Annotated in this window: 27 protein-coding genes; 13 read left to right on the top strand and 14 right to left on the bottom strand. The window is 73.8% G+C overall.

From position 1 onward, the window contains the following. From VF825_RS12840 to VF825_RS12855, 4 genes are all read left to right on the top strand, one after another. Positions 1-1,239, top strand: a 1,239-nt coding sequence (locus VF825_RS12840; protein WP_331113875.1) for a molybdopterin-dependent oxidoreductase, incomplete at its 5' end; no start/stop codon positions are given. 105 nt (positions 1,240-1,344) lie between these two features. Continuing rightward, entirely contained in the window at positions 1,345-1,998 is a 654-nt protein-coding gene (locus VF825_RS12845) for a fasciclin domain-containing protein (protein ID WP_331113877.1), read from the top strand. 32 nt (positions 1,999-2,030) lie between these two features. Further along, positions 2,031-2,651 (top strand): ECF RNA polymerase sigma factor SigK, encoded by a 621-nt coding sequence (gene sigK, locus VF825_RS12850; RefSeq protein ID WP_414695846.1) that lies wholly within the window; start codon positions 2,031-2,033, stop codon positions 2,649-2,651. After that, positions 2,648-3,493 carry an anti-sigma factor gene (locus VF825_RS12855; protein ID WP_331113880.1) on the top strand — a complete coding sequence of 282 codons (846 nt, stop codon included), beginning with the start codon at positions 2,648-2,650 and terminating at the stop codon, positions 3,491-3,493. The genes sigK and VF825_RS12855 overlap by 4 nt, the downstream gene beginning before the upstream one ends. 125 nt (positions 3,494-3,618) lie before the next feature. On the opposite strand, the gene VF825_RS12860 is transcribed toward VF825_RS12855, so the two are convergent. After that, positions 3,619-4,503 (bottom strand): LLM class flavin-dependent oxidoreductase, encoded by an 885-nt coding sequence (locus VF825_RS12860; RefSeq protein WP_331113882.1) that lies wholly within the window; start codon positions 4,501-4,503, stop codon positions 3,619-3,621. A gap of 22 nt (positions 4,504-4,525) precedes the next feature. Continuing rightward, entirely contained in the window at positions 4,526-4,897 is a 372-nt protein-coding gene (locus tag VF825_RS12865) for a sterol carrier family protein (protein WP_331113884.1), read from the bottom strand. Between the two features lie 54 nt (positions 4,898-4,951). Here VF825_RS12865 and VF825_RS12870 point away from each other — a divergent pair, with 54 nt between their 5' ends. Together VF825_RS12870 and VF825_RS12875 are read left to right on the top strand one after the other, a co-directional pair. Further along, positions 4,952-5,998 (top strand): zinc-dependent alcohol dehydrogenase family protein, encoded by a 1,047-nt coding sequence (locus VF825_RS12870; RefSeq protein WP_331113886.1) that lies wholly within the window; start codon positions 4,952-4,954, stop codon positions 5,996-5,998. 108 nt (positions 5,999-6,106) lie between these two features. Next, positions 6,107-6,922, top strand: coding sequence for a fused MFS/spermidine synthase (locus tag VF825_RS12875; protein ID WP_331113888.1), 816 nt, complete (start codon positions 6,107-6,109; stop codon positions 6,920-6,922). Positions 6,923-7,038: 116 nt separating this feature from the next. On the opposite strand, the gene VF825_RS12880 is transcribed toward VF825_RS12875, so the two are convergent. From VF825_RS12880 to VF825_RS12895, 4 genes are read right to left on the bottom strand one after another with little or no spacing between them, the layout of a single operon-like run. Further along, on the bottom strand, positions 7,039-7,842 hold the full coding sequence (locus VF825_RS12880; protein ID WP_331113890.1) for an ABC transporter permease: 804 nt from the start codon (positions 7,840-7,842) through the stop codon (positions 7,039-7,041). A 10-nt stretch (positions 7,843-7,852) separates the two neighbouring features. After that, positions 7,853-8,719, bottom strand: a complete 867-nt coding sequence (locus VF825_RS12885) for an ABC transporter permease (RefSeq protein WP_331113892.1) — start codon at positions 8,717-8,719, stop codon at positions 7,853-7,855. A gap of 4 nt (positions 8,720-8,723) precedes the next feature. Next, positions 8,724-9,944, bottom strand: coding sequence for an ABC transporter substrate-binding protein (locus VF825_RS12890; RefSeq protein WP_331113894.1), 1,221 nt, complete (start codon positions 9,942-9,944; stop codon positions 8,724-8,726). 38 nt (positions 9,945-9,982) lie between these two features. After that, complete coding sequence (locus tag VF825_RS12895; RefSeq protein WP_331113896.1) at positions 9,983-11,056, bottom strand: ABC transporter ATP-binding protein; 1,074 nt, start codon at positions 11,054-11,056, stop codon at positions 9,983-9,985. A 181-nt stretch (positions 11,057-11,237) separates the two neighbouring features. On the opposite strand from VF825_RS12895, the gene VF825_RS12900 reads away from it, so the two are divergent. The 7 genes from VF825_RS12900 to VF825_RS12930 all read left to right on the top strand — a co-directional run bounded on the left by VF825_RS12900 (position 11,238) and on the right by VF825_RS12930 (position 17,266). Continuing rightward, on the top strand, positions 11,238-11,996 hold the full coding sequence (locus tag VF825_RS12900) for a FadR/GntR family transcriptional regulator (RefSeq protein ID WP_331113898.1): 759 nt from the start codon (positions 11,238-11,240) through the stop codon (positions 11,994-11,996). 26 nt (positions 11,997-12,022) lie between these two features. Further along, positions 12,023-12,781 carry a cache domain-containing protein gene (locus VF825_RS12905; RefSeq protein WP_331113900.1) on the top strand — a complete coding sequence of 253 codons (759 nt, stop codon included), beginning with the start codon at positions 12,023-12,025 and terminating at the stop codon, positions 12,779-12,781. 10 nt (positions 12,782-12,791) lie between these two features. Next, positions 12,792-13,082: a muconolactone Delta-isomerase family protein gene (locus tag VF825_RS12910; RefSeq protein WP_331113902.1), complete on the top strand. Its 291-nt coding sequence runs from the start codon at positions 12,792-12,794 to the stop codon at positions 13,080-13,082. 80 nt (positions 13,083-13,162) lie between these two features. Further along, complete coding sequence (locus VF825_RS12915) at positions 13,163-13,540, top strand: hypothetical protein (protein ID WP_331113904.1); 378 nt, start codon at positions 13,163-13,165, stop codon at positions 13,538-13,540. A 3-nt stretch (positions 13,541-13,543) separates the two neighbouring features. Next, positions 13,544-14,545 carry an extracellular solute-binding protein gene (locus tag VF825_RS12920; protein WP_331113906.1) on the top strand — a complete coding sequence of 334 codons (1,002 nt, stop codon included), beginning with the start codon at positions 13,544-13,546 and terminating at the stop codon, positions 14,543-14,545. Further along, positions 14,542-16,233, top strand: a complete 1,692-nt coding sequence (locus VF825_RS12925; protein ID WP_331113908.1) for an ABC transporter permease — start codon at positions 14,542-14,544, stop codon at positions 16,231-16,233. Before VF825_RS12920 ends, VF825_RS12925 begins: the two co-directional genes overlap by 4 nt. Continuing rightward, positions 16,223-17,266 carry an ABC transporter ATP-binding protein gene (locus VF825_RS12930; RefSeq protein ID WP_331113910.1) on the top strand — a complete coding sequence of 348 codons (1,044 nt, stop codon included), beginning with the start codon at positions 16,223-16,225 and terminating at the stop codon, positions 17,264-17,266. Before VF825_RS12925 ends, VF825_RS12930 begins: the two co-directional genes overlap by 11 nt. Here the strand turns inward: VF825_RS12930 and VF825_RS12935 are convergent. From VF825_RS12935 to VF825_RS12965, 8 genes are all read right to left on the bottom strand, one after another. Then, complete coding sequence (locus tag VF825_RS12935; RefSeq protein ID WP_331113912.1) at positions 17,236-18,027, bottom strand: DUF6390 family protein; 792 nt, start codon at positions 18,025-18,027, stop codon at positions 17,236-17,238. The genes VF825_RS12930 and VF825_RS12935 overlap by 31 nt on opposite strands. After that, the gene (locus VF825_RS12940) at positions 18,011-18,250 is read right to left on the bottom strand and encodes a HypC/HybG/HupF family hydrogenase formation chaperone (RefSeq protein WP_331113914.1); all 240 of its coding nucleotides are present in this window, start codon (positions 18,248-18,250) and stop codon (positions 18,011-18,013) included. The genes VF825_RS12935 and VF825_RS12940 overlap by 17 nt, the downstream gene beginning before the upstream one ends. A gap of 2 nt (positions 18,251-18,252) precedes the next feature. Beyond that, a complete protein-coding gene (locus VF825_RS12945; RefSeq protein WP_331113916.1) occupies positions 18,253-18,618 on the bottom strand; it encodes a hydrogenase maturation nickel metallochaperone HypA in 366 nt (121 codons plus the stop codon). Positions 18,619-18,628: 10 nt separating this feature from the next. Next, positions 18,629-18,736, bottom strand: a complete 108-nt coding sequence (locus VF825_RS20105; protein WP_414695848.1) for a DUF6893 family small protein — start codon at positions 18,734-18,736, stop codon at positions 18,629-18,631. Further along, on the bottom strand, positions 18,733-19,290 hold the full coding sequence (locus tag VF825_RS12950) for a hydrogenase maturation protease (protein ID WP_331113918.1): 558 nt from the start codon (positions 19,288-19,290) through the stop codon (positions 18,733-18,735). The genes VF825_RS20105 and VF825_RS12950 overlap by 4 nt, the downstream gene beginning before the upstream one ends. Beyond that, the gene (locus tag VF825_RS12955; protein ID WP_331113920.1) at positions 19,287-20,669 is read right to left on the bottom strand and encodes a hypothetical protein; all 1,383 of its coding nucleotides are present in this window, start codon (positions 20,667-20,669) and stop codon (positions 19,287-19,289) included. The genes VF825_RS12950 and VF825_RS12955 overlap by 4 nt, the downstream gene beginning before the upstream one ends. Beyond that, positions 20,666-21,298, bottom strand: coding sequence for a DUF6084 family protein (locus VF825_RS12960; RefSeq protein WP_331113922.1), 633 nt, complete (start codon positions 21,296-21,298; stop codon positions 20,666-20,668). Before VF825_RS12960 ends, VF825_RS12955 begins: the two co-directional genes overlap by 4 nt. Before the next feature lies 1 nt (position 21,299). Then, the coding region (locus VF825_RS12965; RefSeq protein ID WP_331113924.1) for a DUF5947 family protein at positions 21,300-21,959 on the bottom strand (660 nt) is incomplete at its 5' end.

Consider the following 21,959-nt stretch of genomic DNA (forward strand, 5'->3'; position numbering starts at 1 on the left):
GTCGTGGTGCTGGGGGGCCTGGCCACCGCCGCGGCGCTGACCCGTCCCGTGGCCGCCCCGGCGGATGCGCTCCCGGGAATGACCGCAGTCGTGGTCGGCCTGGGCGTGCTGGTGCTGCTGTTCCGGCTGGTCGCCGGAGGCGCGGCCCGCAGCGGGCTGGCACTCACGGCATACCCGACCGCCGGCGACAGCCGGCGCACCTTCCTCCTCGGCGCCACCGGGGTGGCGGTGGGAGCCGTCGGTGTCGCCGCCCTGGGCCAGAAGCTGGCCGGCTCCGGCGGCAGCGGGGTCACGGCACTGCCCGCGCCCCGGGGCCCGGCCCCCGCCTTCCCAGCGGGCCTTGAGAGGACGGTCGACGGCATCTCGCCACTGCGCACCTCCAACGCCGCGTTCTACCGGGTCGACACCAACCTCGTCGTGCCGAGGGTGAGCGCCGACCGCTGGCGGCTGCGGGTCACCGGGATGGTCGACCACGAGCTGACCTTCAGCTACCGCGACCTGCTGGCGATGCCGCTCATCGAGCGCGACATCACGATGACGTGCGTCAGCAACGAGGTCGGCGGCGGCTACGTCGGGGCGGCCCGCTGGCTCGGCGTGCGCCTGTCCGACCTGCTCGAGCGGGCCGGCGTCCACGGGGACGCGGACCAGCTGCTGAGCACCGCGGTCGACGGGTTCACCATCGGCACCCCGATGACGGTCGTCCGCGACGGGCGCGACGCCCTGGTGGCGGTCGGCATGAACGGCGCGCCGCTGCCGGACAAGCACGGCTTCCCGGCCCGTCTCGTCACCCCGGGGCTGTACGGCTTCGTCGGTGCCACCAAGTGGCTGACGCAGCTCACCGCCACGACGTACGCGAAGGACCAGGCCTACTGGACCCGGCGCAACTGGGCGACCGACGCCCCGATCAAGACGTCGGCCCGCATCGACACCCCGCGACCGCTGTCGACCATCCAGGCCGGCACGACCGCCATCGGTGGCGTGGCCTGGGCGCAGCACCGCGGTGTCGCCGGTGTCGAGGTCAGCATCGACGGCGGTCGGTGGCAGAGGGCCACGCTCGGGCCCGACGTGGGCCTCGACTACTGGCGCCAGTGGTACCTGCCGTGGAAGGCCACCTCCGGCCGTCACCAGCTGCGCGCCCGCGCCATCGACCGCAGCGGTGCGGTGCAGACCGACCAGCGCGCCACGCCGTTCCCCAGCGGCTCCAGCGGCATCCAGGAAGTCATCGTCCTGGTCGGCTGAGCCGTGACGAGATCAGTGAAAACTCTTGCGAATCAAACCAATCCAACCGCAGGTCAGCGCCGAACTACTGGTGCAAGCAGGACATCGGAACCTAGGAGATCACTCATGACAATCCGTCGCGCCGGCGCCATCGCCGGCCTCGCCCTCGCCCTCCCGCTCGGCCTGGCCGCCTGTGGCAACAGCGGCACCGACGCGGCCAGCAGCTCCTCGTCCTCGACGTCCTCCGACTCGATGACCTCGAGCCCCTCGGACACGATGTCCTCGTCCTCCAGCGACGCCTCGGCCATGGTCTTCGGCGCCAGCTGCTCGGCGGTGCCGAAGGACGGCAAGGGCAGCTTCAACGGCATGGCCACCGACCCGGTCGCCACGGCCGCGAGCAACAACCCGCTGCTGTCCACGCTGGTCACCGCCGTCAAGAAGGCCGGCCTGGTCGACACGCTGAACTCCGCGCAGGGCATCACCGTCTTCGCCCCGACCAACGACGCCTTCGGCAAGCTCGACAAGGCCACCCTCGACAAGGCGCTGTCCGACCCCAAGGGCCTGCTGACCAAGGTGCTGACCAACCACGTCGTGGCCGGCAAGCTCACCCCCGAGCAGCTGGCGGGCACGCACAAGACGCTGGGTGGCGGCTCGATCACGGTGGCCGGCTCCGGCCAGACCTTCACTGTCGACGGCAACGCCAAGGTCATCTGCGGCAACGTGCCGACGGCCAACGCGACGGTCTACATCATCGACAACGTGCTGGTCCCCAAGGCCTGAGCGGTTTGCAGGGGTAGAGCATCATGGTCCACATGGCACTGGTCCCTCCGGTCGATCCGTCGCTCGGGGGTTCCGGTGTGCCCGCCGGCGGCCCGGGCGAGGCCCGGTCCGCCGACCTCGCGGAGATGCTCAAGGGGTGCTCGCTCGGGGACGAGAAGGCCTTCACCCGGCTGTATGACGCGACCTCCGCCCGTCTGTTCGGCCTCGTCCTGCGCGTGGTCCGTGACCGCGCGCAGGCCGAGGAGGTCACCCAGGACGTGTTCCTGGAGATCTGGCGGATGAGCGCCCGGTTCGACGCAGACCGCGGGTCGGCGCTGTCCTGGATGCTCACCATCGCCCACCGCAAGGCGGTCGACCGGGTCCGGTCGGCCGAGGCCGCGGGACGACGCGATGCGGCGTACGAGGCCCGCAACCAGTCCCCCGCCTACGACGCCACCAGCGAGGAGGCCCATCGCCGCCTGGACGCCCAACGCGTGCGCCGGGCACTGGACACGCTCACCGAGGCCCAGCGAGGAGCGCTCGAGCTGGCCTACTTCGGGGGCTACACACATCGGGAGGTGGCAGCCATGCTGGAACTACCTGTCGGCACGGCCAAGACCCGCATCCGCGATGGCCTGATCCGTCTGCGCGACACGCTAGGACTCGAGTCATGAACGACGACATCCACGGCCTGTCCGGCGCCTACGCCGTCGACGCGGTCGAGGGCGAGGAGCGGGTCGCGTTCGAGAAGCACCTCGCCGTGTGCAGCCAGTGTCGCGACGAGGTCGCCACCCTGCGCGCCGCCGCCGGCGAGCTCGCCGGCCTGACCGAGGTCACGCCTCCGCCGTCCCTGCGCGCCGCCGTGCTGCGGGACATCTCCTCCGTGCGCCCCCTGCCGCCGGTCGTCGACCAGCCCGAGGGCGCCCTCCAGCTCGCCGAGCCCGCCGTGGTCATGGTGCCGGTGCCCGAGCCCCCGGTGACCGAGGCCAAGGAGCCCGTCAACCCGGCGCCGGACGTCCCGGCCGCCTCCGCCGCGGCCCCCGACGAGCTCGCGCAGCGGCGGGGCCGTCGCCTCGCCACGCCGGCCCGGTGGCTGATCGGGGTCGCTGCCGCGGCCCTGCTCGCCCTGGCCGTGGTGTGGCAGCCGTGGCAGCACTCCGGCACCCCGCTCGACGCCACCCAGCGCGTCCTGGCCGCCGCCGACGCCCAGCGCTTCGCCAAGACCCTCGACGGGGCCCGGGCGACCATCGTGCGCTCGCCGAGCCTGCGCAAGGCGGTCATCGTCGCCGACAACATGCCCGCGGCACCGGCCGGCCACGTCTACGAGGTCTGGCTGCAGCACAAGGACGGAACCATGGTCAAGGCCGGCCTCATGCCCGAGGGCAGCCAGAAGCAGGTGAGCATGGTGCTCGACGGCGATGCCGCCCAGGCGGTCGCCGCGGGCATCACCGTCGAGCCCGCCGGTGGCTCCGACAAGCCGACCACCGCCCCGATCGCGCTGTTCCCCTTCGCCTGACCCGACGGCGTCTGAACCCGCGCCTGATCCCGCCGAGCTGGACGTTGGTGCCGCTTCGGCGCCGCTGAAGGGGCACCAACGTCCAGCCCGGCGCGTGAGTGGGCGCGTGGCTCGGCGGGTGGAGCTCAGGGCAGGTCGCGGCGCAGGCGGGGGATGACCTCGGTGGCGACCTGCTCGAGCACGGCGGGCCGACCGGCATACACGCCCTCGGGCCGCGGCCAGTGGCTGATCACGTCGGTGAAGCCCAGCTCGGCGGCACGGCCGACCAGGTCCTCGAACGCGCCGGCGCTCTCCATCGAGAACTGCGGCGAGGAGTCGAGGTTGAGATAGCGGGCGAACCCCGTGCCGTCACGGCCGGCGTCGGCCAGGGTCTGCGTGAGCCGCTCCGAGAGGGCAGCCACGGCGGCGAACCACTCGTCCAGCGAGTCCGCGTTCGGGCCAGTGGTGACCCAGCCGGCGCCGAACCGTGCCGCCAGCCGCAGCGAGCGGGGCCCGTTGGCGGCCATCACGAACGGGATCCGCGGCTGCTGCACGCACCCGGGCAGGCTGCGGGCGTCCCGGGCCCGGAAGTACTCGCCGTCGTGGTCGACGTGGTCCTGCGTGAGCACCCGGTCGAGCAGGGTCACGAACTCCTCGAACCGGTCGACCCGCTGCTTCACGCTCAGCCCCGGGTCGCCGAGGATGCGCGAGTCGAGGTCACCGCCGGTGCCCAGGCCGGCGATGACGCGGCCACCGGAGACGTCGTCGAGGGCGAGCAGGTCGCGCATGAACGTCACCGGGTGGCGGTAGTTCGGCGAGGCGACGAACGTGCCGAGCCGGACCCGCTCGGTGACCATCGCCGCGGCGGTCAGTGTCGGCGTCGTGCCGAACCACGGCTCGTCCGGCAGCCCCGCCCACGTGAGGTGGTCGTAGGTCCAGGCGTGGTCGAAGCCCCATTCGTCGGCCTGCCGCCACCTCGCCGCGGCGTCGCTCCACCGGTGCTCGGGCAGGATCGTCAGACCGAAACGCATGGGCCCCAGTGTGCCCGGCGGCTCAGGCGCCGCCGACGAGTGGGAGCAGGTGGGACAGGTCTGCCCGCTGGCCGCTGGCGCGGACGCTGCCGCCGGACTCCGCCTCAGCCCAGCCCAGCTCGCCGGTCACCAGCGCCAGCCAGGTCGGCGCGTCGGTCTCGATGACGTTCGGCGGGGTGCCGCGGGTGTGCGTCGGCCCCTCGATGCACTGCACCGCCCCGTATGGCGGGACGCGGACCTCCAGCGTCCGCCCCGGTGCGCGGGCGGCCAGCTCCTCCAGGGTGAACCGGACCGCGGTGGCCACGGTGGCGCGGTCCGCGGCGGAGGGGTCGGCGCGCCATACCTCCAGCGCCTGCAGTCCGTCGGGGGGTGGGATGCGACGACGAGGTGGCATGCGCGCATCGTCGCATTTGCATCGGGTCCGCCTCGCCACGGATGCTGTCGGGTTGTGAAGGCCACGACGATCCACGCCCCGTTCGACATCCGACTCTCCGACGTGCCCGAGCCCACCCTGCTCGCACCGACCGACGCCATCGTGCGCGTCACCGCCTCGTGCATCTGCGGCTCCGACCTGTGGCCCTACCGCGGCGAGAACCCGATCACCGAGGGCTCGCGGATCGGCCACGAGTTCGTCGGCATCGTCGAGGAGGTCGGCGCGTCGGTCACCTCGGTCGCGCCGGGTGACTTCGTCATCGCGCCGTTCATGTACTCCGACAACACCTGCCCGCACTGCCAGAACGGCATCCAGTCCGCCTGCTCGACCGGCGGCTTCTGGGGCGGGCCCGACCGCGACGGCGGCCTGGTCGACGGCGGACAGGGCGAGGTCGTCCGCGTGCCGCTGGCCGACGGCACCCTGGTCGCGACCCCCGAGGTCCCCGACGAGTCGATGGTCGCCTCGCTGCTGACCCTGTCCGACGTCATGGGCACCGGCTGGCACGCCGCGGTCGCCGCGCAGGTCTCGGCGGGCGACACGGTCGTCGTCGTGGGTGACGGCGCCGTCGGCCTGTCCGGCGTCCTCGCCGCCCACCGCATGGGCGCCGACCGCGTCGTGGCCATGTCCCGGCACGCCGCCCGCCAGACCATTGCGCGCGAGTTCGGCGCCACCGACGTCATCGCCGAGCGCGGCGAGGAGGGCATCGCCGCGGTGCTCGAGCTGACCAAGGGCGTCGGCGCGGACGCGGTGCTGGAGTGCGTCGGCACCGACCAGGCCATGAAGACCGCGATCGCGGTGGCCCGCCCGGGCGCCACCGTCGGCTACGTCGGCGTGCCGCACGGCATCGAGCTGCCGCTGCGCGACATGTTCGTGCGCAACGTCGGCCTCGCCGGTGGCATCGCCCCGGTGCGCGAGTACCTCCCGCAGCTGCGCGACGACGTGCTCTCCGGCGCGATCAACCCCGGCCTCGTCTTCGACCTCGAGATCCCGCTCTCCGAGGTCGCCGAGGGCTACGCCGCGATGCACGAGCGGCGCGCCATCAAGACGATGCTGCGCCCGTGACCTCGAGCCTGTGACTCACGGCACCGAACGCACGAGTTCCGTCGTCTGGGGGCTCAACGGGCCACCATTCGACGGAACTGGTGCGCTCGGTCGGGTCTGCGGGGCGACGTGACCGCTGAGGAACACGTCGGGTTCGTCCCGGACGACGACGGGCGCGGCGGCGTGACCGTCATGCTCGGCGACACCCCGCAGTCGCACGTCGACCCCGCCGACCCGACGCACCTCGTCTTCGACTACGTGCAGTACTTCGCGTGCGTGCTGCAGACGCTGCCGCCCGGACCGCTCGGCGTGACCCACGTCGGCGGCGGCGGGCTGACCCTGGCCCGCTGGGTCGACGCCGAGCGCCCCGGCTCCCCGCAGATCGTGCTCGAGCCGCACACCACGCTGACGGAGGCGGTGCGCCGCGAGCTCCCCCTCCCCCGGCGGCACCGCATCCGGGTGCGGCCGCTGGACGGCCGCACCGGGGTCGGGCAGCTCGCCGACGCCAGCGCGGACGTGGTGGTCCTCGATGCGTATGCCGCGGGCCGGGTCCCGGCCGAGCTCACCACGAGCGAGTTCCTGGCCGACGTGGCCCGGGTGCTCAAGCCCAGCGGCCTGCTGCTGGCCAACCTCGCGGACGAGCCCGGGATGCGCTACGTCGCCAGGGTGGCCGCCGCGGCCCGGGCGAGCCTGCCGCACCTGGCCCTGGTCGCCAGCGTCGAGGTGCTCAAGGGCCGGCGGTTCGGCAACACGGTGCTGGTCGCCGGACGCGCGCCGCTCGACGAGGACGAGCTGCTGCGCCGGGTGCGCCGGATGCCGTTCCCGGCCGGCGTGCGCGGGGCGGCCGAGCTGGCGCGGATGGTCCAGACGACCCGCCCGTTCACCGACGCCGACCCCGGGATGTCCCCTCCCCCGCCACCGGCGAAGGGATGGCGGGTCCGCTAGCCCGCCACACGGCATACCGGCGTCTGCGGCACCGGACACGCCTTGACCCGCGAAACCGGCCCCGATCGGGGCCGAAACGCGGGCCGAGCGGTGTTCGGTCGTGGACGTGGGGTTGGTCAGAGGCGGCCGCCGGCGCTCTCCCCGCCGCCGATGCGCTGCACGAGGTAGACCGGCACGAACGAGGCGACGATGAGCACGGCCGCCACGACGTTGACCACCGGCGCCTGGTTGGGGCGGAACAGGTTGCCGAAGATCCACAGGGGCAGGGTCTGCACGCCGGGGCTGGCGGTGAACGTGGTCACGATGATCTCGTCGAAGGACAGGGCGAACGCCAGCAGCCCGCCGGCCAGCAGCGCCGAACGGATCACCGGCAGGGTGACCAGCCGGAACGTCTGGAAGATGCCGGCACCGAGGTCGGCCGACGCCTCCTCCAGCGACGTGCCGGTGCGGCGGAGCCGGGCGAGGACGTTGTTGTAGACCACGACGATGCAGAACGTCGCGTGGCCGATGATCACCGTGGTCAGGCTGAGCCCGCCGAGCAGGGAGCGGAAGGCGTTGTTCAGCGCGATACCGGTGACGATGCCCGGCAGGGCGATCGGCAGCAGCACCAGGAACGAGACCGACTCGCGGCCGAAGAAGCGGAACCGCTGCACCGCGAACGCCGCCATCGTCCCCAGCACCAGGGCGATCGCCGTGGCGCCGAGGCCGGCCCGGATGCTCGTGCCCACCGCCCGCAGGACGCCCTCGCTGGCCGCGGCGCGCTGCCACCACTCGAGGGTGAACCCCGAGGGCGGCCAGCCGAAGGTGCGCGAGGTGTTGAAGCTGTTGACCAGCACCACGAGCAGCGGCACGTAGATCACGGCGAGCCCGAGCACCACGGCGACGCGCAGCAGGGTCCGGGCACGGGTGGACAGGATCACGGCACGCCCCTCACAGGTTGTCCAGCGCGCCGGTGCGGCGGACCAGCAGCAGGTAGATGACCATGGCCAGCACCGGGAACGTCGCGGCCGCGGCGGCGAACGGCAGGTTGTTGGCGGTCACGATGTTGTCGTAGATGACGTTGGCGAACAGCTGGGTCGCACCGCCGACGATCTTGACGGTGATGTAGTCGCCCAGGCTGAGCGAGAAGGTGAAGATCGACCCGGCCACCAGCGCCGGGAACAGCAGCGGCAGGACGATCGCGCGGAACGTCCGCCCGGCCGGGGCCCCGAGGTCGCTCGAGGCCTCCAGCAGGGAGTCGGGCACCCGCTCCAGGCCGGCGTAGACCGGCAGGATCATGAACGGCAGCCACAGGTAGGCCAGGGTCAGCGTCGTGGCGAAGAGGCCGTAGCCGGGTCCGTGGAGGCCGAACGGGCCGAGGGCCCAGTTGATCGCCCCGTTGTCGCCGAGCATGATCCGCCACGAGTACGCCTTGACCAGGTAGCTGGCCCACAGCGGCGTCAGGATGGCCACGACCATGACCTGACGCGTGCGCCGGCCGGCGACCTTGGCCATGTAGAACGCGATCGGCAGCGCGATGAGCGCGTCGACCACGGTCACCGCGGCCGCCACGCCCAGGCTGCGCAGCGCGATGTGGCGGTAGACCGAGTCCGTCAGCAGCGTCTGGAAGTTCTCCCAGGTGAACTGCCGGATGATGTCGCCGGTGAAGGTGTCGGTCGTCCAGACCGCGGTGACGAACATGGCCGCGAGCGACCCGAGGTAGGCGACCACCAGCCACAGCCCCGGCAGGGAGAGCAGCCCTCCCAGCCGGAGCCACGGGTGCTGGTGGAGCACCCGGGAGACGGAACGACCCGGCACGCGGTCAGCCCTTGATCTCGGTCCAGGCCTGGGTCCACTTGCTGTAGTCGACGCAGGTCACGTTGGTGCGCCCGTCCAGGCAGGCCTTCGTCGGCGTGGTCCAGTAGTAGATGTTGTCCGAGTAGGCCTTGTCCGCGGCGTGGTACGTCGCGCAGTGCTCCTGCATGCCGGGCTGGGTGCACGCCCCGGACTGGGCCGGCGCCTCACCGAACCAGGCCGCGACCTGGGCGTTGACCTTGGGCGAGACGATGTAGTTCATCCACTCGTAGGAGCAGTTAGGGTGCTTGGACTTCGAGGAGACCATCCACGTGTCCGACCAGCCGGTGGAGTTCTCGGTCGGCACGATCGCCTTGACCTTGACCTTCTTGTCGGCCTGGATGAGGTTCGTGATGACCTGCCAGGTCGTGCCGATCACCGAGGTGCCGGACTCGAAGGCCTGGACCTCCTTGGTGTAGTCGGCCCAGTACTCCCCGATGATCGGGCGCTGGGCCTTGAGCAGGTCCACCGCCGCCTTGAACTGCGTGTCATCCAGCGCGAACGGGTTCTTGATCCCCAGGTCGGGCTTGGTCTTCATGAGGTACAGCGCGGCGTCGGCGATGTAGATCGGCGAGTCGTAGGCCGTGATCTTGCCCTTGTACGGCGACTTCGGGTCGAAGACCGCACCCCAGGACGTCGGCGGGGTCTTGACCACGCTCTCGTTCCACATCAGCAGGTTGGCGCCCCAGCCGTGCGGGATGCCGTACATCTGGCGCTTGCCGTTGACCTCGACCGAGTTCCAGTCCCGGTCCTTGAGGAACGGGAAGATCGTCGCGTAGTTGGGCACCAGCGCGGTGTTCACGGGGGCGACGTCGCCGGCGTAGATCATCCGCAGCGTGGCGTCGCCGGAGGCGGAGACCACGTCGTAGTCCCCGGTGTGCATCAGGGTGACCATCTCGTCGGAGGTGTTGGCGACCTTGACGTTGACCTGGCACCCGGTGGCCTTCTGGAACGGGTGCACCCAGTCCTGGGTGGGGTCGTTGGAGCCGTCCTCAGCGTAGCCCGCCCAGGCCACGACGTTGAGCTGGCCCTCGCCGGGCCCGACCTTCTGGGCCATGGCGACCTTGGGCGGGGGCTGACGGGTGGAGCCGCCGGCGCTGCTGCCACCACTGGTGGACGAGCCGCACGCCGCCAGCGCGAGCGCACCGACGGCGGCGACGGCCGCCGCGAGCGGTCGGGGCTTGAACATGGTGACCTCCAAGGTGTTCCGGGTGGTGACGGGAGGGGTCAGGCCACGCCGACGCGGTGGGCGTGGTCCTGGTGCCAGACGAGGCGGACCGGGCGGCCGAGCCAGTCGTCGAGCTGGGTGTGTGCGGTCGCCAGGTTGGGCTGGGTGGCCACCAGGGAGGTGCCGGCCGGGGTGTCCACGAGCAGCCGGATGGCCGAACCCAGGTAGACCACCTCGCGCACGGTGCCGTCGACGGTCCGCTCGGTCGGGCCGGCCCCGGTGGAGGGGTCGACCACGCGCACCCGCTCCGGGCGGATGCTCCAGGTGCCCGGCTGGCCGAACAGGCGCTCGGCCGCGGAGCCGTCGACGAGGTTGGTCGTGCCGACGAACCCGGCGACGAACGGGGTCCTCGGCTGCTCGTAGACCTCGGTGGCGGTGCCGACCTGCTCGACCAGGCCGTTGTTGAAGACGGCGATCCGGTCACTCATGGTCAGCGCCTCCTCCTGGTCGTGGGTGACGAAGACGAACGTGATGCCGACGTCGCGCTGGATCGCCTTGAGCTCGACCTGCATCTGCTGGCGCAGCTTGAGGTCGAGCGCGCCGAGGGGCTCGTCGAGCAGGAGCACCTTGGGCTCGTTGACCAGGGCACGGGCGAGCGCCACGCGCTGGCGCTGGCCACCAGAGAGCTGGGACGGGCGCCGCGCGCCGAAGCCGGGCAGCTGCACCCGCTCGAGCGCCTCGTTGGCCCGCCGGTGCCGCTCCGCGCGGCCCACGCCCTTGACCCGCAGACCGTAGGCGACGTTCTGCTCCAGCGACATGTGCGGGAAGAGCGCGTAGTCCTGGAAGACCGTGTTGACGTCACGGTCGAACGGCGGCACCCGCGTCACGTCCTGGCCAGCGAGCACGATCCGACCGCCAGTCGGCGCCTCGAACCCGGCGATCATCCGCAGCACCGTGGTCTTGCCCGAGCCGGACGGGCCGAGCATCGAGAAGAACTCGCCGTCGGCGATGTCGAGGTCCACCCCGCGCACCGCGTCCACCTCGCCGAAGGACTTGCGCACCGCCTCGAGACGGATGGCTGGGGCGGCCACCGCCGACCGGGTCTGCTGTCCGGGCGTCGCTGGTTGCGCCATCGGTGAGCTCCTGTGCGAGGTGGGGGACACGCGGGAACCGGTCCACAGGGTCTGGACGTGGCGCTTAACGTATGACTTCATAGGTCATTGCACAAGGGTCGAAAGGGCGAGTGACCACACCGTGACCCGCGACCGGTCGCCTACCCTTCGGGGGACCGCGGCGAGGTGAGGAGGACGCAACGTGCCGGAGGCCATGCACCTGAGCCAGCGCGCCCGCAGCGCCGTCTTCGCCCCCCTCGTCCAGGAGAGCCGCGCCGAGATCGTCGCCCGGCGCCTGTCCGACGCCATCGCGCTCGGCCTGCTGCCCGACGCCGCCCAGCTCCCCAGCGAGGCCGACCTGGCCGCCCGCTTCGGCGTCGCCACGGTCACCGTGCGCGAGGCGCTGACCACGCTGCGTCACCGCGGGCTGGTGGAGACCCGCCGCGGTCGGGGAGGCGGCAGCTTCGTCACCGCCCCAGCCGACCCGGCCGCCTCGGCCCTGCTGGCCCGGTTGGAGGAGGTGTCCCCGCGCGACCTGCGCGACCTCGGCGACCACTACGCCGCCCTGTCCGGCTCGGCGGCCCGCCTCGCCGCCGAACGGGCCGCCCCCGACGACCTCGCCCGGCTCGAGGAGGCCATGAAGGACCTCGACAACGCCACCACCGCCCGCGAGCGCCGACGGGCCGAGGGCCAGTTCCACGTCGAGGTCGCCGCCGCCGCCCAGTCCCCCCGCCTGACCCGCGAGGAGATCCGGCTGCAGACCGAGGTCGGCCCGCTGCTGTGGCTCGCGCTCGACGACGGCGACGCCCACGCGTCGGCCTGCACCGCGCACCGCACGCTCACCCGGGCGATCAGCCGCGGCCACGCCGACCGGGCACGGGCCCTGGCCGAGGCGCACGTCGCCGACGCGGTCGGCCTGGCCCTCAGCCTGCGACGTCAGGCACGAGGACGACGCGCATGAGCGTCGCCGGACCTACCGTGGAGACCATGAGCCTCGCCCCGACGGCCGCTCACGGCCCCGCTCACGCCGCCGGCGCGCTCCTCGCCTGGGCCGAGGACCACTTCGCCGGCCTCGCGCCGCTCCAGGCCGCGACCCGGCGGGCCCTCGCCGAGGAGCCGACGAGGGCCGGTATGGCGCGCCTGGTCGCCCCCGTGGCCACCCGGCTGCTCGCCGACACCGACCTCGCCGTGGTGGGTGCCGGCTTCGTGGCCGCACCCGCGGCCCTGGACGACACGGCGTACTGGCTGGAGTGGTGGACCGCCGACGAGCCGGGCGAGACACCGCAGCGGCTGGTCGTCGAGACCGACCCGGCCGGCGACACCTTCCGCGACTGGACGACCCTGCCGTGGTTCGCGGTGCCGGCGACGACCGGGCGACGGCACATCACCGGGCCGTACGTCGACTACCTGTGCACCGACGAGTACACCCTGACCTTCACCACGCCGGTGCACCGCGGCGAGACGCTGGCCGGGGTCGTCGGCTGTGACGTCTACGTGCGCCATGTCGAGCAGCTGGCCGAGGGCTGGCTCGACCTCGTCGACGGGCCTGCGGCCTTCGTCAGCCGCGAGGGCCGGGTGCTGGTCTCCTCCGCCCCCGGTGTGGTGACCGGCGACCTGCTGCGCTCGCTGCCGCTGGCCCGGCTGTGGGAGGGCGCCACGGTGCCCGGCCTGCACCTCACGGCGTGCGGCGACCTCCCGTTCGGCCTGGTCGTGGGCGAGGCGCTGGCCGCGGGGCTGCACCCGTGAGGGACCGGGCGTGAAGTTCCTGGTGCTCTGGCGGATCGACCTGGCCCTGGTCTCCGGCGAGCTGGCCCGGGCCATCGGCCGGATGCCGGCCTACGGGCAGCGGCTGGAGGCGCAGGGCAAGGTCCTCGCCCGCTACCACGTCGTCGGCAGCCACGGCGGCGCGTGGGTCTACGACGTCGACTCGCACGAGGAGTTCGAGCAGCTCCTCGGCCTCGCACCGGTGTTCAACTACGCCACCTACGAGGTCCACGCCCTCGCCGACATGGACGCGGCGCCGCCGGAGGACGCCACTCCCGTCTGACCGTCATTCGCTGATTGACGGACTCCCCGAGCGGGTCGAGACTGAAATGTCCCCAGGGGAAGACGGGCGGGGAGTTGGTCATGGGTGCACCCGGCGACCTCGGTTCGAACCGGCACATGGTCGTGAGCCAGCGGCTCCGGCTCCGCCGGCGGGCCCTCGGCCTGACCCAGAAGCAGGTGGTCAGCCGACTGGCCCGGCTCGGCGTCATGACCACCAACAAGGCGGTCAGCAGCCTGGAGCACGGCACCGGGCTCGACCTGGCCAAGCTGCCCGAGCTGGCCCAGGTCCTGGACTGCTCGGTCACCTGGCTGCTCGGCCTGACCGAGGATCCCGGCAGCTGGTCCCCGGACACCGCGGCCTACCCGCGACCCGAGGCTGCGCCACCGGTGGCGGTCGGCAGCGTCAGGGCGGCCGCCCCCCGCTCGTGGATCCTCGGGCCACTGCCTCCGGAGGGCTGAGCCATGACCGGGCGGCCACGCGCCGGGACCACCTGGATGGCGGGCCTCGCGCTGCTGGCGCTGGTCGCGGCCGGCTGCGGTGGCAACGCCTCGGGCCGCGCGGCCCCGGCCTCGACCAGGCTGACGCTCTACACCTGTGTCACCGACGCGACCCAGAAGGCGGTGGTGGCCGGCTTCACCCGCAGCCACCCCGGGGTCACGGTGCAGGTGTTCCGCGCACCGACCGGGCAGCTCAACGCGCGCGTCGCCGGCGACGTGCGCTCCGGCGGGCTCCGGGCGGACGTCGTCTGGGCCTGTGACCCGCTGACCATGCAGGGCTACGTGCGCCAGCACCTCGTCGGCGGCTGGACCCCGGCCGGCGCCGCCGCGCTGCCGGCCGCCTACCGCACCGCCGACGCGGTGGGCGCCGCACTGCTCTACGTCGTCGCGGTGCACCGCCACGGCACGCCGGCGCCGGAGGCGTGGGGGGACCTCACCGGTCCGGCGTTCCGCAAGGCGGTCGCCCTGCCGGACCCCGCGTTCGCCGCATCCGCCCTCGGCGCGGTCGGCTGGTTCGTCCAGACCCCCTCCCTCGGCCCCGGCTTCCTGAGGGCCCTGCACGCCAACGGGGCGGTCACCGTCAAGACCCCCGACGACGTCACGACCGGGGTGGCCCAGGGCATCTACCGAGCGGGGGTCACCATCTCCAGCTCGGCCAACGCGGCGAAGAAGGCCGGCTCCCCGCTGGACGTGGTCTGGCCCCGGCCCGGCGCCATCGCGGTCTGGGGGCCGGTGGCGGTGTCCCGGACCTCGGCCCACCCGGCCACGGCGCGGGCCTTCGTGGAGTACCTCGTGAGCGAGCCGGGCCAGCGCGCCCTGGCCGCGACCGGTGCCTACCCGACCCGGCCCGGCGTCAGCGGTCCGCCGCTGCCGGCCGGTGCCGGGGTCGTCTCGCCGGACTGGACCGCCCTCGCTGGCCGGACCGCGGCACTGCTGGCGGCCTACAGGGCGGCCCTCGGCGGATGAGCCCCACCGGCCGGCTCCGCACCCCGTCGGCCCCGGGCGGCCTGGCCGCGCTGGTCCTGCTGGCCGTGCTGGCCCTCGTCGTGCTGCCCCTCGCCCGCCTCGCGCAGACCGTGGCACAGGGCGGCCGCGAGGCCCTCACCGCCATGGCCCGCTCCCCCGACCTGACCGCCACCGTCGGGCGGACGCTGCTGCTCGCCGTCCTGGTCACCGTGGTCGCCACCCCGGTCGGCACCGCCGCGGCGCTCGGCCTGACCCACACGACGGTGCCGGCCCGACGGTTCTGGCAGGTCGCGATGGTGCTGCCCGTGCTGTTGCCCCCGTTCGTCCTGGGTTACAGCTGGACCCAGGCCTACGGCCGTGCCGGCCTGACCGACGAGCTGCTGGGCCTGCACTGGCCGGCGCTGCTCGGCGCGCCGGGTGTCGTGGTCGTCCTCGTCGTCACCGCCGTGCCGATCGTCTACGTCGTCACCGCTGCGGGGCTGGCCTCGGGGGCGGAGCCCGACCTGGCCCGCGCCGCCCGGGCGAGCGGGGCGGGGGAGCTGACCACGCTGCGCACGGTCACCCTGCCGCTCCTGCGCCCCAGCATCGGCGCCGCGGCGGTGCTGGTCTTCGTCGTCACGCTGGAGAGCTTCGCCGTCCCCCAGGTGATGGGCACCCCGGCCTCGTTCACGACGGTGACCACCCGGATCTACTCCGACCTCGCCCTGGGCGCCGACCCCGCGGCCTTCACCGAGGCGATCGCGCTGGCGCTGCTGCTGGTCGTGCTCGCTGCTGCGGTCCTCGCACCGGCCGACCTCGTCCTGGCGCCCCGCCTGCGGGCCCGTCGCCAGGGCACTGCTGCGGCTCCCGACCCACCCCCGCCGGGGTCCCGGACGGCCGGACGCGTGGTCGCCGCGGCGCTCGCCGGCTGGCTGCTGCTGGGCCTCGCGCTGCCGCTCCTGGCGCTGCTCGCCGCCTCGGTCACCCGTGCCGTCGGCCTCCCGCCGACACCGGCGAACTGGACCCTGGACCACTTCCGCTCGGTCACCGGCCCGGACACCCTGGCCGCGGTCGGGCGCAGCCTGCTCCTGGGCTGCACCGCCGCTACCGTCCTCACGCTGCTCGGCGGCGCCGTCGCCGTCCTGGAGCGCCGCCACGGCGGGCGACCCCTCGCCACCGTCGTCACGCTCACCCTGGTGCTGCCCGGCTCCACCGTCGCGGTCGCCCTGCTGATCACCTACGGGCGGTGGCTGGGGGGCACGCTCGCCCTGATCCTGCTGGCCTACCTGGCCAAGCTCTGGGCGTTCGCCCACCGGCCGCTCTCCGGAGCCGTCGACCGGCTGCCGGCCCAGCACGTGCGCGCGGCCCGCGCCTTCGGCGCCGGACCCCTGACGGCCGTGCGCACCGTGGCCCTGCGCCCCCTCGCCCCGGCCCTGCTCACCGCCTGGGTCATCTGCCTGGTGACCGCTCTGCACGAGGTGACGATGTCCAGCCTGCTCTACGGCCCGGGCAGCACCACGGTGGCCGTCGTGGTCCTCAACGCCGAGGAGCTCGGCGGCATCGGCGACACCGCCGCCCTGTCGGTGCTGCTGACGCTGCTGCTGCTCGTGCCCGGCCTGCTGGTGTGGCTGCTGGTGCGACACCTGCGTATGCCGTCTGCAGGCCTCCGCACGCCCGCGGACGCGGTGGGGGTGCACCGTGCGTGGTGAGCCGCCCCCGGGCCGGAGCACCCGCGGATGCAGCCTGGAGGTCCGCGACCTCGTGGTGGAGCACGACGGGGTCCCCGCGCTGCGGGGGGTCGACCTGCACGTCGCCACCGGGGAGGTGCTGGCGCTGCTGGGTCCGTCCGGGTCGGGCAAGTCGACCCTGCTGGACACCGTCGCCGGGTTCGTCCAGCCGTGCTCGGGCACGGTGCTTCTCGACGGGCGGGAGGTCGCCGGCTCGGGACGGACGCTGCCGCCGGAGCGCCGCGACGTCGCGGTGGTGTTCCAGCAGAACGCCCTGTGGCCGCACCTGAGCGCGGCGGACACCGTGGCCTACCCGCTGCGGCGCCGGGGCGTGCCCCGCGAGGTCGCGCGGCGCCAGGCGGCCGAGCTGCTGGAGCGGCTGCACGTGGGGCACCTGTCCGCGCGGCGCCCGGCGGAGCTCTCCGGCGGGGAGCAGCAGCGGGTGGGGCTGGCCCGGGCCCTGGCGCGCGGCGCCTCGCTGTACCTCTTCGACGAGCCCACGGCGCACCTGGACATGCACGTGCGGGACGTGTTCCTGCAGGAGATGGCCGAGCGACAGCGGGCGACGGGTGCGGCCGCGGTCTACTCCTCCCACGACGCCGCCGAGGCGCTGGCGCTGGCCGACCGGGTGGCCCTGCTCGACGCCGGCCGGGTGGTGCAGGTCGGGACCCCGCAGGAGGTGTACGACCGCCCGGTCCACGAGTGGGCGGCGCGGCTCACCGGTCCGGGCGCGGTGCTGGACCTGCCGGAGGGGCGGGTCCTCGTCCGGCCGGAGTGGGCGGCCGCGGGCGGCCCGGAGCCCGGACGGCTGGTGGCTCTCCGCTATCGCGGGCCGTGGACCGACCTGCTGGTGGAGACCGTCGGGGGCGTCCTGCTCCTGCGCGAGCCGGGGCACAGCGTGCGGTCGGTCGGCCAGCCGCTGCCCTGGCGGCTGCTGCACCGCTGGGTGCTGCCGGCTGCCGCCGACCGCACCGGGGCGACGCCTCAGCCGAGCACCGCCGCCGGACCGGGGTGAGCGACGCCGTCGTTGACGATCGCCAGGTGGTGCCGGGTCCAGTGCTGCACCGAGGCGAGCTGGCGGGCACTGAGGCGGTCGCAGACCCACTCCCAGTGCAGCGCCACCCAGTCGCCCGGCACCAGGTCGGGCGCCAGCATGACGCCGTCGAGGGCCCACACGGCGGTCTCCACCCCGGGCGGGCCGAGCTCGAGGCGGCGGCCGTCCCAGGTGAGCGCCCGCGACTGCACGACCGCCTGGTCACCGGTGACCGAGAGCACCTGGCCCCACCGGATCCGGCACCGGTCGAGGACGGTCAGCGCGGCCCGGTGCCGGCGGTCGTCGCCGAGCAGCCCGATCCAGGGGTAGATGCAGAACACGTGGAAGCTGTGCGTGGGCAGCCCGCCGGCCAGCACGCCCTCGGTGAGGCTGGCGAACCGCGGGCCGGCGCGGTGCCGGAACCGGTCCTCCATGGAGTCGCCGACGACGGCGGTGCCCACCCGCGGCAGCAGCCCGTTGCCGACCCAGTAGGCCTCGACGACCCGCGTGTCGAGCGGGTCGGGGATCCCGACGGACCCCGCGATGAGCTCGAGGTAGGGCCATGCGCCCTCGAACTGGCGGGCCATCAGCCGCATCTCCGTGTCGACCACGCCGGCACTGCCCATCTCGAGGAAGGCGGCGTTGTCGGCCGGCCCGCAGTAGCCGTGCGAGTTGGGCGGGAACGCGTACCTTGCGAACAGCACCGGGCCAGGCGCGCCGCGCAGCTCAGCCGTGGAGGACATCGAGCCCTCCCTCCTCGCCGAAGACCGCGAGTGCGTCCCGCGCCTCCTCCTCGGTCATCCGCTCCAGCGCGAAGCCGCTGTGGATGAGGATGTGCTCGCCCGGGGCGGGTGGCTGCTCCAGCAGCCCGACGTTGACCGACCGGACCACCCCGGCGACGTCGACGTCCGCCAGGTCGCCTCCGGCGTGGAGTCGCACGACCCGTCCGGGCACCCCCAGGCACACGGTCAGCCCCCCGGCCCGGCCGCGACCGTGACCGGGCCGCGCAACGTCACCGAGACGACGGTCAGCTCGTCCCCACCGGTGACCTCGACGTCCTCTCCACCGCAGGACGGGCACACCGCCCACGGGTCCATCGACTCGGTCACGTCACCGCAGGTCCGGCAGTCCACCGTCACCGGCACGACCTCGAGGTCGACCCGCGCGTCCGCGGCGACCGTGCCCGCGGCCACCATGGCGAAGGCCTGACGCAGCGAGTCGAGCACCACCCGCTGCCGGACCCCGGCCCGGACCGAGACGGCCGTCACGGTCCGGCCGTCGGCGCGCCGCAGCACCGCCTCGACGATGCCCTCACACAACCCGATCTCGTGCATCGGCTTCCCCTCACATCGCGCGGATCTTCAGGTAGCGCCGGATGTCGGGCATCGCGGCCCGGACGGCCACGCCGAGCCCGACGAGCAAACCCAGCCGGATGACCCATCGCATGGTCATCGCCTCCTCTCCGGTGCCTCCCGGTCCGTCCCGCCGGGCCCTGCGCCCACGGGTGCTCCGACCGGCGCCTCACCCTCGGCCGGCGCCAGCACGGCCTCCTCGACCAGCCGCAGGACCAGCGCGGCGGCGTCGTCCAGCACGGCGGTGACCGGCGCGGACAGGCCCATCCCGTCGTCGAGGGACGCGGGCTGGCAGCCGACCACGCGGACCCGGCCGAGCCGGCCGCCGAGGCGCGGCACCATGGCCAGCACCGCCTGCGGGGCCAGGTCGTGGGCGTCGAGCATCGAGACCGGCGGCGCCTCGGCAGCGGCCAGGTCGGGGTCGATGACGAACAGGGTCCCCGGCTCGGCCGCCCTGTCGACGGCGTCGACGAGGACGAGGCCGTCCCACCCGTCGACCAGCTCGTAGGCCAGGTGGATCCCGCCGATGCCGAAGTCCTTCGCGGTCACGCCCTCCGGCCAGGCGTGCCCCGCCAGCCGCCCCATCACGGCCGAGCCGAACCCGTCGTCCCCGCGGAAGATGTTGCCGACGCCGGCGACGAGCACCCGGTTCACGGCGCCGCCTCCAGCACCTCGACCTCGTCCGGCGAGAAGTACAGGTAGCGGCCGTGCGCGAGCACCAGGTCGTGGGCGGGGTCGTCCTCGATCACCACGGCCAGGTGGTCGGCCCCGTCGACGTCGTGGAAGACAGCGGCGACGGTGGCGGTGCGCCCGGCCAGGAACATGTCCTGGGCGTCGGCCGGGCGCGACCCGGGGCGCAGCAGGACCCGGCTGCCCCGGCGCACGCTGCGCCCGCCCACGTCGAGCTCGTCGGTCTCCGGGGACACTGCCGCGTCCCGCCCCGGGTCCCACCACGGCAGCTCCTCTGCGGTCGCCGTCTCGGCCGCCGGATCGCCCACCCCCGCCTGCCCGGTGACCTGCCGCAGGTAGCGGACCGCCCCGTGCAGCCGGTCCATGACGTCCGCGGGCATCCCGCTGACCTCATCGAGCAGCGCGGCGGCGCGGGCATCGGTACTGCGGGCAGTCCGCTGCTCCTCGTCGGTGAGGGTCAGGGCCCGCAGCGTGAGCAGCTCGTCGACCTCCGTCGCGTCGTAGAACGCGACCGGGCTCTCGGGCGCCACCTGCGGGTGGTCGTAGAGGATGATCGGCGAGGCCAGCACCATGTCGTTGCTCCCCGGGTCTCCCACGAGCACGGGGTAGGTCCCCTCGTGGTGACAGCTCGCAGCGTACGCGCGGGCCCACTCGGGCGGGTCCATCATCGACAGCAGCCGGCCGCCGTCCACCCGCACGAGCAGGTGCGCGGCGACCAGGGCCCGGCGCAGCGCCGCCTCCCGGCCCGGCTCGGGACCCGCCGGCTCCGCGGCCGTGGTGTTGTCCAGCCGAACCTCGAGCCGGGTCAGGCCGTACGGCCCCGGCAGCGGGTGCGCGGCGACCCGGAGCACCCCGGTGAGGGGCAGACGGGTGCGCCGCAGCCGGCCGACCGGCCGACCGGCCGGTCCGCGGAGCAGCTCGGTGTCCACCCCTGGGGGTATGGCGACCGGCAGCTCCCGCGGTCCGCTCGCCAGGTCGGCCAGGGACAGCTCGAGGTCCACCTCCCGCTCGACGGCCTCGTCCCACGGCAGCCACCTGCGGTCCTCCACGGCGAGCTCTGGCACGTCCACGAATGAGCCACCGCGCAGGGCCTGGACCTCACGACGCTGCACCTGCAGGAACCGCGCCCGCACCACGAGCCGCGGGTCGGGCCCCTCCAGCAGCAGGTCGGTGCGCGTCCCGGACCGCTCCGAGGGGTCGGCGGCCACGACACCGGGGGGCATGAGCACGCCGAACTGCCAGCGCACGCGGTTCTTCGGGTCGTCGGCCCGGTAGGGGTAGAGCAGGTAGCCCTCGTAGAGGACGGCGTCGGCGAGCGGGCGCACCTGCTCGAACGTGGTCACCGGTCCGCCTCCTTGAGCAACCACTCCACTGCCTCGTCCCAGGTGGTCAGGGCGTGGGTGGCCCGGTAGGCGTACAGGGCGTCGAAGGTCTCCCGCCCCAGCCGCAGCCAGGCGCTGCCCGGGAAGTGCAGGTCCATCGCCTCCCGCCACACCGCGACCGGCAGGGCGAAGGAGGCCTCCTTGTGCCACGGCACCGGCTCCACGCTGACCCCACCCGGCCCCCCGGTGAACACCGTCCCGGTGAACAGCAGCAGCAACGGCACCGACCCCTCCCGCAGCGCGTAGAGGTACTTGTGCGCGGCGACGTCGAAGTCGTAGCTGCACGGCACCGGCAGCACCACCTCGGTCGCGCCGGTGAAGCCGGGCACCATCTGGGTGGCGAACGCGAGCTGCAGCGGCTTGAGCGTCTCCCCCCAGCGGCGCCGCTCGCCGAAGAGGTCCACCAGGCCGGCGGCCTCGGTGTCGTCGTAACGCCGCCGCAGCGGCTCGACCCGGATCTGGACCCGCAGGGCCACGGCATACACCGGGGTGCCCGTCGTCTCAGTGACCCGCAGCCGCAGGTTCACCGTCGGTGCGGCGGCGTGGTGGTCGGCTTCAGCGCCGACGCAGGCGAGCTCGAGGTCGGCCACGTCAGCCGCCCGGGCTCGCGGCGCTGCGAGCGCGCAGCCGGTCGAAGAACCCCTCGATCTGTGCCCAGACCTCGGCGCCGCCGGCGAACCCGGTCCAGTGGCTGCGGACCAGCCCGACCAGCTCGTAGCAGGCGTCGATGGGCACGACGAAGCACTCGAACGTCCCCTCGTGCCGGCGCACCAGCGCGGCCTCCACGTCGACGGCCACCTCGGCCAGCGCGGGGTTGGCCGCCTCCACCTCGGCCCACGCGTCGAGGTCGAGCGTCGACTCGGTCGCCCCGCCCGGCCCCGGGTAGCAGCCGACGACGTGCCCCACCCCGCCCTGACGGAAGAAGAACGCCAGGTCCACCGGCACCTGCAGCCGGTCCCAGCCGGCCGGGGTGAGCGCGAACCCCGGCACCCGGCGCACCTGCGTCGGCACCGCCCGGTAACGCAGGCCGCCCGCGCCGCGGCCCGTGAAGAGCAGGTAGCAGCCCCGGCAGGTGCACAGCAGCCGGTGGTTCTCCAGGTCCGCGACGTGCCCGTGCCCGGCGCCGACCGGCTCGTCGCACATCTCCCACCGCTCGCCCGGCCGCGGCCGTTCCCGACGTCGGCCGACCCGCTGCAGCGGGTCCAGCGGTATGCCGGCCGGTCCCGGCCCGCCCGCCGGCCCGCCCGACGT

Source organism: Oryzihumus sp. (genome assembly GCF_036391795.1).
Taxonomy (GTDB): Bacteria; Actinomycetota; Actinomycetes; order Actinomycetales; family Dermatophilaceae; genus Oryzihumus.